Raw genomic sequence first — 14393 nt, 5'->3', positions numbered from 1 at the left:
TAAGTACCGCATTGAAGTCTCATTTAGGCATTAGGGTGCACCTAAGAATTGAAAAGCCTCTTTTAAAAGAGGCTTTAGGTTTGAAGTTGCGGTCGATTTTGCGCTATTTTTGGTTTTTCATATTGGCGAAAATATTCGCCAAAATTGGGCCGGAGACGTTGTGCCAGAAGCTGAATAAGGCGCTCGGTACGGCAGCAATCGGATTGAAATGTGCGGCGGCAAGGGCGGCGCCTAAGCCGGAGTTCTGCATACCCACTTCAATAGCGATAGCTTTGCTGTCGGCGGTGTTTAGTCTGAATAATTTCGCTGCTAGGAAACCGACAAAATAACCCAGGCAGTTATGCAATACGACGACGCTGAAGATTAGTAAACCGGACTCTACGATTTTATCTTTGCTTACCGCTACTACAGCCGCCAAGATTAATACGATGGAGAGTACGGATATCAGCGGGGTGATTTGACTGACTTGCACGATGGTTTTTTTGAATAAGGCGCGCACGACTAAACCCAAGAAAATCGGGAATAACACCATTTTCAAGACGGACATAAACATGGCGGAAGCGTCGATATCAAGCCATTGGCTGGCTAACAGATAGAAAATCGCCGGGGTTAAGAGTGGGGAAAGTAACGTTGAGATGGTGGTGCAGGCGACGGATAATGCGGTGTTACCTTTGGCCAAATAAGTCATCACATTTGATGAGGTTCCGCCCGGGCAAGAACCGACCAAAATTACTCCGACAGCCAAATCAGGCGGTAAATCAAAGGCTTTGGCGAGAATAAAAGCGAGGCCGGGCATGATAATGAATTGACCGGCAACACCGATAATTACCGCTTGGGGGTGTTTTGCTACTTCGCCAAAATCATTGAAAGTGAGGGTGATTCCCATACCAAACATGACAAGGCCTAGTAAATAAGGGATGTAAGGTGCGAAAATTTTAAATTCCGCGGGAAATAAAAATGCGAGAACAGCGAAAACGATTGCCCATAAAGCAAAAGTTTTGCTAACGAATTGTGTAAATTTAAGCAAGGCTTGCATGGTTTTTCCTATGTGGTTTAAAAGAGCTGCCGATTCTAAAGAGGTTTTTCCGACAAATCAATCGTCGATATCGGCGCGCATCCAAGCGCGTTTGTCTAATAGGCCGCCAAAATGACTTTCTACTAGACGCTTGGTAACGGTGGTTTGCGGATTACTGAAGAGATCGCGTGGCGTGCCGTATTCGATCATTTTGCCTTCGTCCATTACCAGTACGTAATCCGCTATATGTTTTACCAAACCGAGATCTTGCCCGACGTAAATATAAGATACGCCGAGGTGCGATTGTAAATCTAAAGTCAGATTGAGTAGTTGTATGCGTACGGAGGAATCAAGCGAATCAAGCGCATCGTCCACAATAATGATTTCCGGCTCTAAAATGAATGCGCGAGCTAAAGCGACCCGTTGTTTTTGGCTGACGGAAAGATTTTTGATTTTTAGATTGGTGTAGTCGGGATAAAGTCCGACCATGGTGAGGGTTTCAAAAATTTTTTGGTTGCGCGTTTCTTCGTCCCAATCAGTCGTGAGTCGAAGCGGCGTATCCAGTGCTTCGCCGATATTCTGACGCGGATTGAATGCGGAATTTGCGTCTTGGAATACCATACGAATATGCTGGGTTCGGTAACGGGAGTTTTCGAAATTCAGCGTTTCGCCGTTAAATTTTATTTCTCCGGAGGTGGGTTTAATCATTCCGGCGATCATTTTTACTAAGGTCGATTTGCCGGAACCGTTCTTACCGATAATGGACAGGGTTTGTTTACGCTCCAGATTGAAAGTCACATTCTCCACCGCATTGAAGGCTTTTGAACCAAACCAACGCGCCGGGCCATCAAAGGTTTTACAGAGATCAATCACTTGTAACAACGGCATGTTTTATTCCTTATTGTTGGGCTCGGCGGATAGCGTGAGCGGTGAAGTTGCAACGTTTTCTTTAGTGCGTCTTTCGCGTAAGTTAATCGGAAAATGGCAGGAAAATTCGTGTTGTTTAATGCGTTGACGCGCCGGTTTTTGAATGCATTGTTTTTGCGCAAACGGACAACGCGGGCCTAATCGGCAGCCCACCGGCATTTGTTCTAAAATTGGTACGGTGCCTTCTAGCGCTCCTAGTTTGCTTTTAAAGGCGAGTGCTTGGGTGAAATCCGGTACTGAATGAATTAATGCCTGAGTATAAGGGTGGTGCGGTGAGTCTAATAAAGCTTGAGTCGGCGCCGATTCCGTGTTTTGACCACAATAGAGTACTGAAATCCCGTCGCAAAGTTCGCAGATACTGCGGATATCATTACTTGCTAATAGAATGCTGGTACCTTGGTTTTGGTTCATGCTGGCAAGCAGGCGGTAAACTTGGCGCGCAGTGATGGATTCCAACGTATTGGTTGGTTCGTCAGCAATCAATAAACGTGGTTGATTCGCCACCGCAATGGCGATCATCACTTTTTGGCCTTCGCCTTCAGTAAGTTCGTTCGGGTAGCTTGCCATAATATCTTTGTGTTCTTTTATTCCTACCCGATGCAACAGTTCGATGGCGCGACGTTTTTTCCAGCCGAACCAATGCCACCATTTACCGCGAAATGTCCAATTTGGAATACTTTGTATTAATTGTTTACCGATTCTTCGGCTCGGGTCTAAACAGGTAAGTGGATCTTGGAAGATCATAGAAATTTCTTTGCCCACTAATTTACGTCGTTTCGCCGGTGGGAGCTTGAGTAATTCCACATCATCAAAACGAAAGCGATCGGCGGTGATAATCCAGTCTTCTTTGATGGCGTTACCGATGACTTTGGCGATTAAACTTTTACCGGAGCCGGATTCGCCCACAAGACCCAAGATTTCGCCTTCGTTGAGGGTTAAATTTACACCATCTACGATTTTAATGCGGCCGCTTGACGTTTTAATTTCGATATTGAGATTGCGGATGTCTAGAAGTGCCATAGTTTGTTTGTGTTATTCGTAATATTGGTTAATGGCTTTGCATAACCCGTTGGTGAATATAATGCTCACTAAAATGGTGAGGATAATGGCAAAACCCGGCAGCAATACTGCCCAAGGCGCGAGATAAATCAGTTCTAAGGAATCTTTAATCATCGCACCCCATTCAGGCATCGGACGTTGCGCCCCGAGGGAAATAAAACTTAAGGCGCTGATATCAAGAATAGCGATGACAAAGGCGCGTGAAATTTCTTGGATATAAGTTACTGTAATGTTGGGTAAAATTGTGCCGCTCAATAGTTCTCTATCAGAGATGCCATCAAGTTTTAACATTACCACGTATTCTTTTTTGAGTTCCTGTTGTATCGCACGATAAATCGCATGAATAAAATAGGGCAGAATCGCCAATAAGGTGGAAATAATCGCGTTCATCAAACTTGGTTCCATGAACGTGGAAATAATAATGGCGATTAATAAAATGGGCAGCGATAAGAAGGCATCGAAAATATGTCCGAGAAAACGTGCTTTAAAACCGTCCGACATTCCCGCCACAATGCCTAACGCTCCGCCGATAATTGCAACTAAAAATACGACGATAAGCGAAGAACCAAGGGTATAGCGTGCGCCCATAATCAGGCGGCTTAACACGTCGCGGGCTAAATCATCGGTGCCGAAGAAAAAGGCGATTTTTCCTTTTTCCCCCCAAGACGGTTGCATTAGTTCTTGTCCGACAAATTCCATACTATCGCTATAAGGCGCGATGAACGGAGCAAAGAGTGCGGTTAAAATGAGTAAGAAAAATAAGTAAAAGCTGAATAGAGCAACACGGTTTTTACGAAACTGTAGCCAAATTTGATAGAGCGACGTGCTTTCACGAAATTCATCAGGTTCTTTATCTTGCATACCAACCTTTCTTATTAAACGGATCAAGCATAAACATAAGCGTTTTGGCAAGAGAGTCGATGACAATAATGCAAATGCCCAACACAATTACGCCGGCGGAAATACTGTTGTAATCTTGATTGGTCACCGCATTGATAAGCCAGCGCCCGATGCCGGGCCAGCCCAATGCGGTCTCCACCAGCATACATTGGGTGAGTACTAAAGTGAATACGCGGGTAATTTGCGGAATTAATAGCGGAAACGTATTGCGAAAGACGTAACGTTGCAAAATTGTCCATTTCGACCAGCCGCGCGTAATGGCGACTTTAGTGTAATTTTGTTGCAGAATGATCTCCGCGCGTTGTTGAATGATGCGAATTATTTCCATAGTCGGCAAAATACCTAAGACTAAGGTTGGTAATGCAAGATGTTGCAACACGCTTTGCACAATTTTAGTGCGGTAAGGCACGTCCGTAAACCACACGTCAATCACCGGAAAACCGCTGATCGGTTTGATTTCATAAAGCAAATTATATTGCCCGCTGGCGGAAATTTCCCAACCATAAATTGCTGCCGCGTAAAGCAAAATTGGCGCCAGCCAGAAAATAGGAATAGATAACCCCACATAGGAAAGGGCTTGCAGACTTTTCGAAAAAATGCCTTGATTATTGAGCGCACTTAAAATTCCCAAAGGAATACTTAAAATTACTGCAAGCAGAAGTGCGCTAAAACAAAGTTCTAAAGTCGGCGGTAACACCGTAAAAATTAGCGATTTTAGCGATTGTCCGCCGTTATAGGTGATGCCTAAATCCCCCTCTAATAAGGCGCCGAGATAATGAAAATAACTGCTGTAAATATTATTTGTAACAAGGGCGGCATTGAGTGGATCACGCATTAAGATGGCGAAGCTAAGCAGCGTTAAAATCAACAATAACAAGGCCGCCCAAAGCAGATGGCGTAATGCGGACCACAACATTATTATTTTTTCTCCTTGGTAAAGTAAAGCGTCGAGAAGTTCATGCTGCCGAACGGAGTTACTTGTACGCCTTTCACTTTGCTGCTTGCCACTAAAAAACGCTTGACGTTCGCAATCGGTATGATCGGTAATTCATTTAACACTAAATCCTGTGCCGCATTGTAATCTTTGGCGCGGTCGCTCAATGCGGTGCTGGTGAGCGCGTTATCCATCAGCTCATTAAACTTCGGATTGCACCAGTTAGATAAATTAGCCACTTCATTTTTCGTATCGCAACTTAAAATTGGGCGCATAAAACCGTCCGGATCAAGGTTTCCGGCCAACCAACCGGTAAGGATCATATCGTAATCTTCCGTCGCGTGATTGAGTTGTTCTAACAGAAATGTGCGAGTAACCGAGCGAACTTTTACTTCCACACCCGCTTGCGCTAAATCCCATTTAATCAATTCTGCCGTTTTAAGCGGCGATGGGTTATACATTTGCTCTTCATTGAGTACCCACATAGTTAAATGCAATTTTTTATCTTGCAATATTTTTTTTGCTTGTTTCGGCGAGTAATCAAAATCAAATTCCGGTGTGTTTACACCGGACGCCCAAGAGACGTTCGGGATGATGTTATTAGCCACCGTTGCAGTGTTGTGATAAATGTTACGTACAATACGTGCGCGGTTAATGCTTCGGGAAATTGCTTGACGAATCTGTACGTCTTGCATCAATGGTTTATTAAAGTTAAACGCCAAATAAGACAAATTCATGCCGTCCGCCGATTGTAGATAATAGCGTTCGTCATTATCGTGCAACAGGCCAAGTTGACTCACTTCCGGATAAGCGGCGATTTGGCATTCATTATTGAAAAATTTAACGAGGCGTCCGGTTCTATCAGAGGAAAGATCCACTACGATATGCTGGATTTTTGCGTCTTTGTTCCAGTAATTGTCGTTGCGTAATAAACGCACATATTGGTTATAAACATAATCCTGTACTTGATAAGGCCCCGTGCCGACGGGATGTGTATCTAATTGGGCAAGGTTATCATCGGCGCTTAATTGATAGGTATATTCTTGTGAAAAAATAATGGCGTATTGGCTGGCAAGATGGGACAAAATTGAGGAATCCGGCTCAAATAATTCAATCTTGACTAAATAAGGATTCACCGCACTGACAGATTTAATTTTTTGGTTTAATTTGATGCTGTCGAAATACGGAAAACGCACTTTTTTCGCTTGTTCATGGAATACGCGATATTGTGGATTTTTATCATGCGTCGGATTATCTTGATTCAAAATTGGCAGGTAAGTGTCGTGCCCGAGTACACGATTAATAGAAAACACCACATCTTCCGCATTAAAATCACGCGTCGGCGTAAACCATGGGGTGTGGTGAAATTTCACGCCTTTGCGTAAATTAATTAAAATCGTTTTGCCATCGTCGGAAATTGAATAGGACGTCGCTAAAGAAGGCGTCACCGTCGCACTATGATTTTTAATTTCAAATAATTTGTTATAAATTTGCTCCGTCACCACATTCATACTGGTGCCGGCATCCGCCGTTTGCGGATTAAAAGAAAAACCCGACGCATTGGTGCAATAAATCAGTCCGTTTTCCGTTAAACTTTGCGGTACGCGCGGCGCTGCTTGAACTTGCGATAACAAGCTCGTATTTAACAGGAAACAAAGAAATGTCAGGTTTAGGCGCAACATAATGAGTGGGTTATGATAAATTATGCCGCAAATTGTAAGGTATATTAGTAAAAATGGCTAGGTTATTGAATGCTTAACACCCTCCAAAAAGAACTCAATCAAATCATTAACCGCGGGTTTGACCGCAACTTACGCTTGGCGGTAACCGGTTTAAGCCGTAGTGGAAAAACCGCATTTATTACCAGCTTGATCAATCAACTGTTATCCGTTAATCAAACTTCACCAAATCATTTGCCATTATTCGAAGCGGCGCGCAACGGTTCGATTTTGGCGGTAAAACGTGTGCCACAGAATGATTTTAGCGTACCGCGTTTTGATTATGAGGCTAATTTAAACGATCTGCTCCAACGGCCACCGCATTGGTGCCGCTCCACACGAGGTGTGAGTGAAACCCGTTTAGCAATCCGTTTTCAGCGTCAATCCGGTTTGCTGCGTCATGTGAAAGAGCGCGGCACGCTTTATTTGGATATTTTTGATTATCCGGGCGAATGGTTGTTGGATTTACCGTTGCTTAATTTGGATTTCCAACAATGGTCGCTGGAACAGCATCAAATTACACAGGGCGTACGGGCGGAATTAGCGCAACCTTGGTTGGCGGCGCTCAAAAAATTGGATCTCAATGCGGTTGCGAATGAAGATGTTTTAGCCAAACTCGCCAAAAGTTATACCGATTATCTCCATCAATGCAAAGAGCAAGGCATGCAATTTATTCAGCCGGGACGTTTTGTTTTGCCGGGAGAATTGGAAGGCGCGCCGGCGTTGCAATTTTTCCCATTGGTACATGTGTCGGAAGCTGACTGGAAAAGATTGAAAAAAGATGCCAAATCAAACAGTTATTTTGCACTCTTGACTAAACGTTACGATTATTATCGCAATAAAGTCGTGAAAGGTTTCTATGAGCAGTATTTTTCCACATTTGATCGCCAAGTGATTTTGGCGGATTGCTTAACGCCGTTGAATCACGGCCGACAAGCATTTTTAGATATGCAAGCCGGGCTGAACGGGCTGTTTAAAAATTTCCATTACGGTAGCCGCAATTTTTTGACCCGTTTATTTTCCCCGCGCATTGATAAATTGATGTTTATCGCCACTAAAGCGGATCATATCACGAGCGATCAAATGCCGAATTTAGTCAGTTTGATGCGCCAATTAGTGCAAGAGGGCGGTCGCCATGCGGAATTTGCAGGCATTGATACGGAATATGTCGCCATCGCCGCTATTCGTGCCACCAAACAAGTCATTGTGAATCAAAACGGCAAACAAATTAAGGCGATTCAAGGTGTACGTTCGAAAGATAAGCAGCTCATTACTCTTTATCCGGGCAGCGTGCCAAGCAAATTGCCAAATCAAGAATTTTGGCAAAAACGTGCAAATTTTGGCGGTGAAAACGGGACGGGCGTGCATTTTGAATTTGATCATTTTGAGCCGCAACCGCTTGAACAAGGCGACGTAATTCCACATCTACGGATAGATGCGGTGTTGCAGTTTTTGCTAGGCGATCGATTTGAGTAAGCGATGATAATTTTGGCAAGTTCGTCATTGCCTTACTCCAAGTATAGAGCAAGGCACCGAACAACGGGGTTTCAATGCGGTGCTAATTTGATCGTGTAATTTTGCCTTATCGCAACGATGGCAATGCTTGTAAACGGAAGCGGCGGGAATTAACTTAGACGTTGCCGAATATCGTTCGCTAAGGAATCCAGCATTTCATAACGTTTGCGATACATGGAACGTTTTTTGCTGACGATATCTTCGAGCGGTTTGCGTTCGATTTCCAGTGGCAGTTGCCAATAAGGCGCGTGGTAAACGCCTTGATTTTCTTGCCAGAATTCGTCGTAATCAAACAAAATCTTACTGCGTGCGGAAAGCCGATATTTGCCTTGCGATTTATGCGGAATACCGACTAACTCGCATTGCCAATGTTTTGCCAGTTCGCGAAATACATTCATTAGCATAAACATCGGGCGCACGCCGTGTAAATCTTTGGTAGCTTGTTTCACCAATTCTTGCGTATTGCCGTGGCGCGGGCCTTGCATGGACGCGATAAGTAATTGATTCGGCGCCAAGAAAGTAAAAGAGGCATCATAAATGCGCTCGTCTTTTTGATTTCGAATGTTGATGGCGAAGTAGCCCTCGAAAGGATCGATTTCATTAATGCTTAAATTCAGCGTAAGATCGTTACTTAATCGGCTGATTAAAATTACTTGTTCTTTAAGCAATCGCTCGCATAAGCTCAAACCCAATTTTTGCTCTGCAATATTCAGATTTTGCGTAATCGCCTCGAATCGTTGCTGAGCAGAAAAACGTTTGTCGCAATAAGTGCTCAATAAGGGATTGAAACGATAATAATCTCGCGTAAAAAGTAACTTCCATTGATTTTTTTGATTTAAAAATTCAATCAGTTGATCACATTGTTTTTGGTGAAGAAAACGGTACGCATAGTAACGAAGCTTCTCGCGCAATTGTTTCGCTAAAGGGCGGTCTTTGGAATAAGGATACATTTGCGCGTAAGTCGGAAAGGAAATGTTAGTCATTGGGTTATTTTAGTTTGATTGGTTATCGCATAGTGCGAACAGAAATAAAAAACAGGGCGTATTTTATAATGGAAAAGCAAATTTTCAATCAGAATAATGAAATCGAGGCGGAAACCTTTCGCCCGAAACAACAATTTACTCATGTGGAAATTATTCCCGATGAAACCTTAGAAGGCGACTCGCTTGACGACCAATTCGAGCGTTCAATAACGCCGCAATCCGGCATTTGGAAAACCTTGCTGAAACTAACCGCACTTTTGTTCGGTACGGCGACATTGGCGCAATCGGTGCAGTGGATTTGGGACAGTTGGCAAAATCAGCAATGGATTTATTTGGCATTTTCGTTGGTAAGTCTTGTCATCGTGTTATTCGCTATCAAAGAAATCTTCGGCGAATGGCGTCGTTTAGTGCGCCTGAAAAAACGCGAACGGTTGCAGCAACAAAGCCGCTTACTATGGCGCTCTGATGCCGATATAGCGGGCTTCAATGCGGTGCCGGATCGCCCCTTCGAATATCAAGACGGCGAACAAGGTAAAGCACTTTGTTTAGCGATGGTGGAAGCGTTGCAGTTAGATAATCAATCGCCCACCGTTGTGCAATGGCAAAATCAGCTCGATGACGCCTATACCGCACAAGAAGTGGCGCAACTGTTTAGCCGAAATGTGCTTAAACCGTTTGATGCTAAAGCGAAAAAATTGATTGGCAAAATGGCGGCAGAATCTGCCGTGGTGGTGGCGATTAGCCCGTTAGCCTTGGTGGATATATTTTTTGTGGCGTGGCGCAATTTGCGTTTGATCAATAACATCGCCGAGATTTATGGCATCGAACTTGGCTATTGGAACCGCATTCGGTTGTTGCGCATGGTGTTGCTGAATATCGCTTTTGCAGGTGTAACCGAAATGGTGCAGGATGTCGGACTGGATTGGCTTTCACAAGATCTCACTGCCAAACTTTCAGCACGTGCGGCGCAGGGAATTGGCGTCGGTCTATTAACCGCGCGGCTTGGCGTGAAAGCCATGGAATTTTGTCGTCCGCTTGCTTTTCAACAAAATGAAAAACCAAAACTTTCTCATATTCAAAAAGAACTGCTCACCACGGTTAAAGATGCGGTGCTAAATAAGAAAGTGAAGGAAAAAGAAGTGGTGTAAAAGAAAATGCGCGTTAGATAACGCGCATTTTTGTTATTACAACAACGGACTGAACAAAAAGAACAAGCGTTCGATAATGCGATAATAAAATGGGCGGACGAACCATTTTTGTTTGTCGAGCAATTCCGAATTGGCAATGTAACTTTCGTGCAAAATCGCTACTTCGTTAGCAAACGCGCGATCTTCAACTGCAAGGGCCAGTTCGAAATTTAAGAAGAAACTGCGCAAATCCATGTTCATGGTGCCGATGAGTGAGAGCTTGTTGTCGATTAACACGCTTTTGGTGTGCAACAATCCCGCTTCAAATTCGTAGATTTCTACGCCGGCGGAAAGTAAATCGTCAAAAAACGTACGACTTGCCCAGCCGACCATTAAGGAATCGTTTTTCTTTGGCAGTACCAAGGAAACTTTTACGCCGCGTAACGCTGCGATACGTAAGGCTTCGGCGATGCTGTGGCTTGGCACGAAATAAGGCGATGTAATTGTGATACTTTCGCGTGCGGCATAAATTGCCAGCGCTAAACTTTGTGGCGCGAGATCGTCCGGAAACGCAGGGCCGGTGGCGATGACTTGCACTGAATGGGTGTCATTGTCGTCAATCGATACAAGTGGACAATTCGGCAACTGCAGCGGCAGTTCTACACCCGTTTCGATTTCCCAGTCCCACGCATGCAAACTGTTTAACACGGCAGACACCGCGCCGTTTACGCGCACCATCACATCCACCCAATTTCCCACGTGGCGGTCTTGCTTGAAAAACGCCGGATCGACCATATTCATGCTGCCGGTGTAGGAAATTTGATTATCGATAACGATAATTTTGCGATGTTGACGCAAGTCGATGCGGCTAAAAAACATTCGAAACGGATTAACGTGCAAGGTTTCCACAATTTCGATGCCTTGTGCGCGCAGCTCACGACAGGCTTTGCTTTTCAAAAACGGACGACTGCCCACAGAATCAAGCAAAATACGAATGTTCACTCCTCGTTGTTGCGCTTCAAGCAAGGTTTGCGCGATATTTTCCACCATGCCTTGATTCGACCAAATATAAAATACCATATTGATAGAATGCCGCGCTTGCCGAATATCCTCGATAATGCTCTGCATGATGTTTTCTGCCGTGTCGAGAATATGTAGCTCGTTGCCGCGAATACAAGGAATGCCCAAACGACGATAATTAAGATCGAAGAGCGGTCGATATCGCAGGTTTTTCGGCATACTGATTAAATCGGTTTGCTCGGATAAATGTGCCAGCCAGGCGCGATATTTCGGATGCAAGCGACGAAAGGCGTCGGCGCGTGTGCTGCCGAGTTTTATTTCGCCGAAAATTAAATAGGCTAACACGCCGATCACCGGCACAAGATAAATCAGCATTAGCCAAGAAAGGGTGGCGGAGGAAGACTGTTTTTTCACTAAGAGACGCAGGGTGACCGAGATAATGGTTAGCCAAGCCAACATGGGGATGATATAAACCAGTATAATATGCTCAAGATTCATTAAAATTTAACTTATGACATTTGAAATTCTTTTAAAACGACGCGATTTTATCATCATTTACAAGCCTTGTGGCATGAGCGTGCATAAAGACGGGGCTGAGGTCGGACTCACCGAGCTTATTGCGCGGCAGCTGGGAGTCGCGCAGGTATGGTTGGTGCATCGCTTGGATAAAGTGACATCGGGCTTGTTGCTCCTCGCCCTCAATGCCGAAAGCGCGGCGGCACTTTCCCGACTGTTCGCAGAGCACCGCATTGAAAAAACTTACCTCGCCTTAAGTGGGCAAAAGCCGAAAAAGAAGGAAGGTCTCATTATCGGTGATATGCGAAAAGTCAGAAATGGCGCATGGAAATTGTGCCAAGGTCGCGAAAACCCGGCGATTACGCGATTTCAGTCGGTCAGTTGTGAAGCAAATTTGCGTTTATTTGTTTTGCAACCGAAAACCGGTAAAACTCACCAATTACGCGTCGCCATGAAAAGCCTCGGCAGCCCGATTTTAGGCGATGTGCTTTACGGTAAAAATGACTCGGCGTTTGATCGGACTTATTTGCACGCGGCTCGTCTGCAATTCGAATTTAACGGCGAAACATTTGATGTGTTTGCTGCGCCGCAAGAGGGAGCATGGTGGCGGAAAGCAAGCGTTCTGGCCAAAATGGCCGAAAAGCCGTTTTTAGGAAACGCGCAAATCTCTGTATAATAGCCAAGATTTTTTTCTTAATAGGAACACTAATGAAATTTATTTCTTTTAATATTAATGGGTTACGAGCTCGTCCGCATCAACTTGAAGCGATTATTGAAAAATACCGACCGGATGTTATCGGTTTGCAGGAAATTAAAGTGGCGGACGAACAATTTCCTTATGACATCACGGAAAACTTGGGATATCACGTGTTCCATCACGGTCAAAAAGGCCATTACGGCGTAGCGTTGCTGACCAAACAAGCGCCGAAAGCAGTACGTCGAGGTTTTCCGACAGACGGCGAAGACGCCCAAAAACGTATCATTATGGCTGATTTTGAAACGAAATTCGGATTGCTTACGGTGATTAACGGTTATTTCCCACAGGGCGAAAGTCGGGCACATGAAACGAAATTTCCGGCAAAAGAAAAATTTTACGCCGATCTTCAACGTTATTTAGAGAAAGATCACGATAAATCAAATCCGATTCTTATTATGGGCGATATGAATATCAGCCCGAGCGATTTGGATATCGGCATCGGCGAAGAAAATCGCAAACGTTGGTTACGTACCGGCAAATGTTCGTTCTTACCGGAAGAACGTGAATGGTATCAGCGTTTGTACGATTACGGTTTGGAAGACAGTTTTCGCAAACTCAATCCGACATCAAACGACAAATTTTCGTGGTTCGATTACCGCTCAAAAGGTTTTGACGACAACCGCGGCTTACGTATTGACCACATTTTAGTGAACCATCAATTAGCGCAACATTGCGTGGACGCAGGCATTGCGTTAGACATTCGCGCATTGGAGAAACCTTCCGATCACGCACCGATTTGGGCGGAATTTAAATAGGAAAATCAAATGGATATGGCTAATTGGCAGAATTATCGTTCGAGCGTGAACGGTATGCCTGCCGTGTTTACCGCAAATATTGAAAACGTTGAACAATTTCGCGACAACAATTGTAATAAAATCGTACAATTTGCGCTTTTTTATGAACGCGACGAAACAGGGATGCCATCGGCAAGGGAATATGATCTGTTGATTCATCGTATATTTAAATTGCTTGCGCAATTGAGTGCGCTTCCGCAGGTATTTTTTGCCGGGCATTTTATTTGTAACGGCCAGGTCAAAATGCATTTTTACTGCGAACGACCGGAAATTGTGCTGGAAACTTTGTCGCAAATCGATTTTGTGGAAGAAATAAACGTACAAGATGATCCGAATTGGGATATTTATTTCGATTTTCTGTTGGCCTCGCCGTTAGAAGTGAAAATAAACGCCACCGAGGAGTTGCTGGGGCTGTTGCAAAGTAAAGGATGCGATTTAAGCCAGACTTATACGGTGGAACACAGTTTTCATTTTAATGACGAAGAAGACATGTTGCCTTTTATGGATGAGTTGAGTTTAGGCGATTATTTTTTCACCACGTTACAATATTCCGTGCAACCGGTTCAATTTGACGAAGAAGGCGACTTTTATTATTTAGTGAAACTTGAGCAGGAGATTTCTCTTGATAACGGTGAAATTTTCGAACAAGTGGAAAGATTTGAAAAATTGGCGAATCGATTTATGGGCGAGTATATCGGCTGGGAATGTGATGATTTAATGGGAGAAAGTAAGCAGTTAAATTAATTGAAGGCAAAAATGATGTGGTGTAGAAATGTACAAGCAGAAAAATTACTCTCATAAAATAGCACCGCATTGGAGTCAGTTCCAATGCGGTGCTATTTTTATCATTTAAAATTCTTTTGAGCATTGTATTTGTCTGGGCATCGTTGTTCAGTGTAAACGTAAGTTTATTCAATTCCATACCTCCACTTTTACGATAAAAATTCTGCACGTTGTAATTTTTGCCATGATATTGCTTCAACATATAAATTTGCCGAATTCCTAACAGACTTGGATTTTTAATTCTGTTTATTTTGCGCCTAGTAAAAGCTACAGAATGAAATTGAATAAAATTATTAAATCGTTCATTATATTGGACTCTATATAACCATCTCTTAAAAAAGGAAG

Annotated in this window: 13 protein-coding genes; 5 read left to right on the top strand and 8 right to left on the bottom strand. The window is 43.8% G+C overall.

All coding sequences use genetic code 11. The features are described 5' to 3' along the window. Positions 1–103 precede the first annotated feature (103 nt). The 6 genes from AB3F25_RS06185 to AB3F25_RS06160 are packed head-to-tail and all read right to left on the bottom strand — an operon-like array spanning position 104 to position 6517. Positions 104–1036, bottom strand: coding sequence for a bile acid:sodium symporter family protein (locus AB3F25_RS06185; protein WP_373602998.1), 933 nt, complete (start codon positions 1034–1036; stop codon positions 104–106). Positions 1037–1093: 57 nt separating this feature from the next. Further along, positions 1094–1903 (bottom strand): ATP-binding cassette domain-containing protein, encoded by an 810-nt coding sequence (locus tag AB3F25_RS06180; protein ID WP_373602997.1) that lies wholly within the window; start codon positions 1901–1903, stop codon positions 1094–1096. Between the two features lie 3 nt (positions 1904–1906). Continuing rightward, the gene (locus tag AB3F25_RS06175; RefSeq protein WP_373602996.1) at positions 1907–2962 is read right to left on the bottom strand and encodes an oligopeptide/dipeptide ABC transporter ATP-binding protein; all 1056 of its coding nucleotides are present in this window, start codon (positions 2960–2962) and stop codon (positions 1907–1909) included. Positions 2963–2974: 12 nt separating this feature from the next. Next, positions 2975–3862: an ABC transporter permease subunit gene (locus AB3F25_RS06170; protein ID WP_373602995.1), complete on the bottom strand. Its 888-nt coding sequence runs from the start codon at positions 3860–3862 to the stop codon at positions 2975–2977. Beyond that, the gene (locus AB3F25_RS06165) at positions 3852–4817 is read right to left on the bottom strand and encodes an ABC transporter permease (RefSeq protein ID WP_373602994.1); all 966 of its coding nucleotides are present in this window, start codon (positions 4815–4817) and stop codon (positions 3852–3854) included. The genes AB3F25_RS06170 and AB3F25_RS06165 overlap by 11 nt, the downstream gene beginning before the upstream one ends. 2 nt (positions 4818–4819) lie before the next feature. Then, the gene (locus tag AB3F25_RS06160; protein ID WP_373602993.1) at positions 4820–6517 is read right to left on the bottom strand and encodes an ABC transporter substrate-binding protein; all 1698 of its coding nucleotides are present in this window, start codon (positions 6515–6517) and stop codon (positions 4820–4822) included. Positions 6518–6586: 69 nt separating this feature from the next. On the opposite strand from AB3F25_RS06160, the gene AB3F25_RS06155 reads away from it, so the two are divergent. Then, complete coding sequence (locus tag AB3F25_RS06155; protein ID WP_373602992.1) at positions 6587–8029, top strand: YcjX family protein; 1443 nt, start codon at positions 6587–6589, stop codon at positions 8027–8029. A gap of 149 nt (positions 8030–8178) precedes the next feature. On the opposite strand, the gene AB3F25_RS06150 is transcribed toward AB3F25_RS06155, so the two are convergent. Then, on the bottom strand, positions 8179–9051 hold the full coding sequence (locus AB3F25_RS06150) for a VirK/YbjX family protein (protein WP_373602991.1): 873 nt from the start codon (positions 9049–9051) through the stop codon (positions 8179–8181). A gap of 68 nt (positions 9052–9119) precedes the next feature. Between AB3F25_RS06150 and AB3F25_RS06145 the strand changes: the two genes are divergently transcribed. Then, positions 9120–10199, top strand: a complete 1080-nt coding sequence (locus AB3F25_RS06145) for a TIGR01620 family protein (protein ID WP_373602990.1) — start codon at positions 9120–9122, stop codon at positions 10197–10199. Positions 10200–10235: 36 nt separating this feature from the next. On the opposite strand, the gene cls is transcribed toward AB3F25_RS06145, so the two are convergent. After that, positions 10236–11696 (bottom strand): cardiolipin synthase, encoded by a 1461-nt coding sequence (gene cls / locus AB3F25_RS06140; protein ID WP_373602989.1) that lies wholly within the window; start codon positions 11694–11696, stop codon positions 10236–10238. A 13-nt stretch (positions 11697–11709) separates the two neighbouring features. Between cls and AB3F25_RS06135 the strand changes: the two genes are divergently transcribed. Genes AB3F25_RS06135 through AB3F25_RS06125 form a run of 3 tightly spaced genes read left to right on the top strand, consistent with a single transcriptional unit; the run spans position 11710 to position 14009 of the window. Further along, the gene (locus AB3F25_RS06135; RefSeq protein ID WP_373602988.1) at positions 11710–12390 is read left to right on the top strand and encodes a TIGR01621 family pseudouridine synthase; all 681 of its coding nucleotides are present in this window, start codon (positions 11710–11712) and stop codon (positions 12388–12390) included. 32 nt (positions 12391–12422) lie between these two features. Beyond that, positions 12423–13226 carry an exodeoxyribonuclease III gene (gene xthA / locus AB3F25_RS06130; protein WP_373602987.1) on the top strand — a complete coding sequence of 268 codons (804 nt, stop codon included), beginning with the start codon at positions 12423–12425 and terminating at the stop codon, positions 13224–13226. Between the two features lie 9 nt (positions 13227–13235). Then, entirely contained in the window at positions 13236–14009 is a 774-nt protein-coding gene (locus AB3F25_RS06125) for a TIGR01619 family protein (protein ID WP_373602986.1), read from the top strand. The last annotated feature ends 384 nt before the right edge of the window (positions 14010–14393 follow it).

Origin of the sequence: Aggregatibacter sp. HMT-949, assembly GCF_041734645.1 — a bacterium.
In the GTDB taxonomy this organism is placed as follows: Bacteria; Pseudomonadota; Gammaproteobacteria; order Enterobacterales; family Pasteurellaceae; genus Rodentibacter.
This window is presented reverse-complemented; position numbering and strand designations above follow the sequence as displayed.

What these genes read in the sequence shown, in the direction of transcription:
- AB3F25_RS06185 (WP_373602998.1), bottom strand. Translation starts at nt 1,036, where the DNA reads ATGCAAGCCTTGCTTAAATTTACACAATTCGTTAGCAAAACTTTTGCT.
- AB3F25_RS06180 (WP_373602997.1), bottom strand. Translation starts at nt 1,903, where the DNA reads ATGCCGTTGTTACAAGTGATTGATCTCTGTAAAACCTTTGATGGCCCG.
- AB3F25_RS06175 (WP_373602996.1), bottom strand. Translation starts at nt 2,962, where the DNA reads ATGGCACTTCTAGACATCCGCAATCTCAATATCGAAATTAAAACGTCA.
- AB3F25_RS06170 (WP_373602995.1), bottom strand. Translation starts at nt 3,862, where the DNA reads ATGCAAGATAAAGAACCTGATGAATTTCGTGAAAGCACGTCGCTCTAT.
- AB3F25_RS06165 (WP_373602994.1), bottom strand. Translation starts at nt 4,817, where the DNA reads ATGTTGTGGTCCGCATTACGCCATCTGCTTTGGGCGGCCTTGTTATTG.
- AB3F25_RS06160 (WP_373602993.1), bottom strand. Translation starts at nt 6,517, where the DNA reads ATGTTGCGCCTAAACCTGACATTTCTTTGTTTCCTGTTAAATACGAGC.
- AB3F25_RS06155 (WP_373602992.1), top strand. Translation starts at nt 6,587, where the DNA reads ATGCTTAACACCCTCCAAAAAGAACTCAATCAAATCATTAACCGCGGG.
- AB3F25_RS06150 (WP_373602991.1), bottom strand. Translation starts at nt 9,051, where the DNA reads ATGACTAACATTTCCTTTCCGACTTACGCGCAAATGTATCCTTATTCC.
- AB3F25_RS06145 (WP_373602990.1), top strand. Translation starts at nt 9,120, where the DNA reads ATGGAAAAGCAAATTTTCAATCAGAATAATGAAATCGAGGCGGAAACC.
- cls (WP_373602989.1), bottom strand. Translation starts at nt 11,696, where the DNA reads ATGAATCTTGAGCATATTATACTGGTTTATATCATCCCCATGTTGGCT.
- AB3F25_RS06135 (WP_373602988.1), top strand. Translation starts at nt 11,710, where the DNA reads ATGACATTTGAAATTCTTTTAAAACGACGCGATTTTATCATCATTTAC.
- xthA (WP_373602987.1), top strand. Translation starts at nt 12,423, where the DNA reads ATGAAATTTATTTCTTTTAATATTAATGGGTTACGAGCTCGTCCGCAT.
- AB3F25_RS06125 (WP_373602986.1), top strand. Translation starts at nt 13,236, where the DNA reads ATGGATATGGCTAATTGGCAGAATTATCGTTCGAGCGTGAACGGTATG.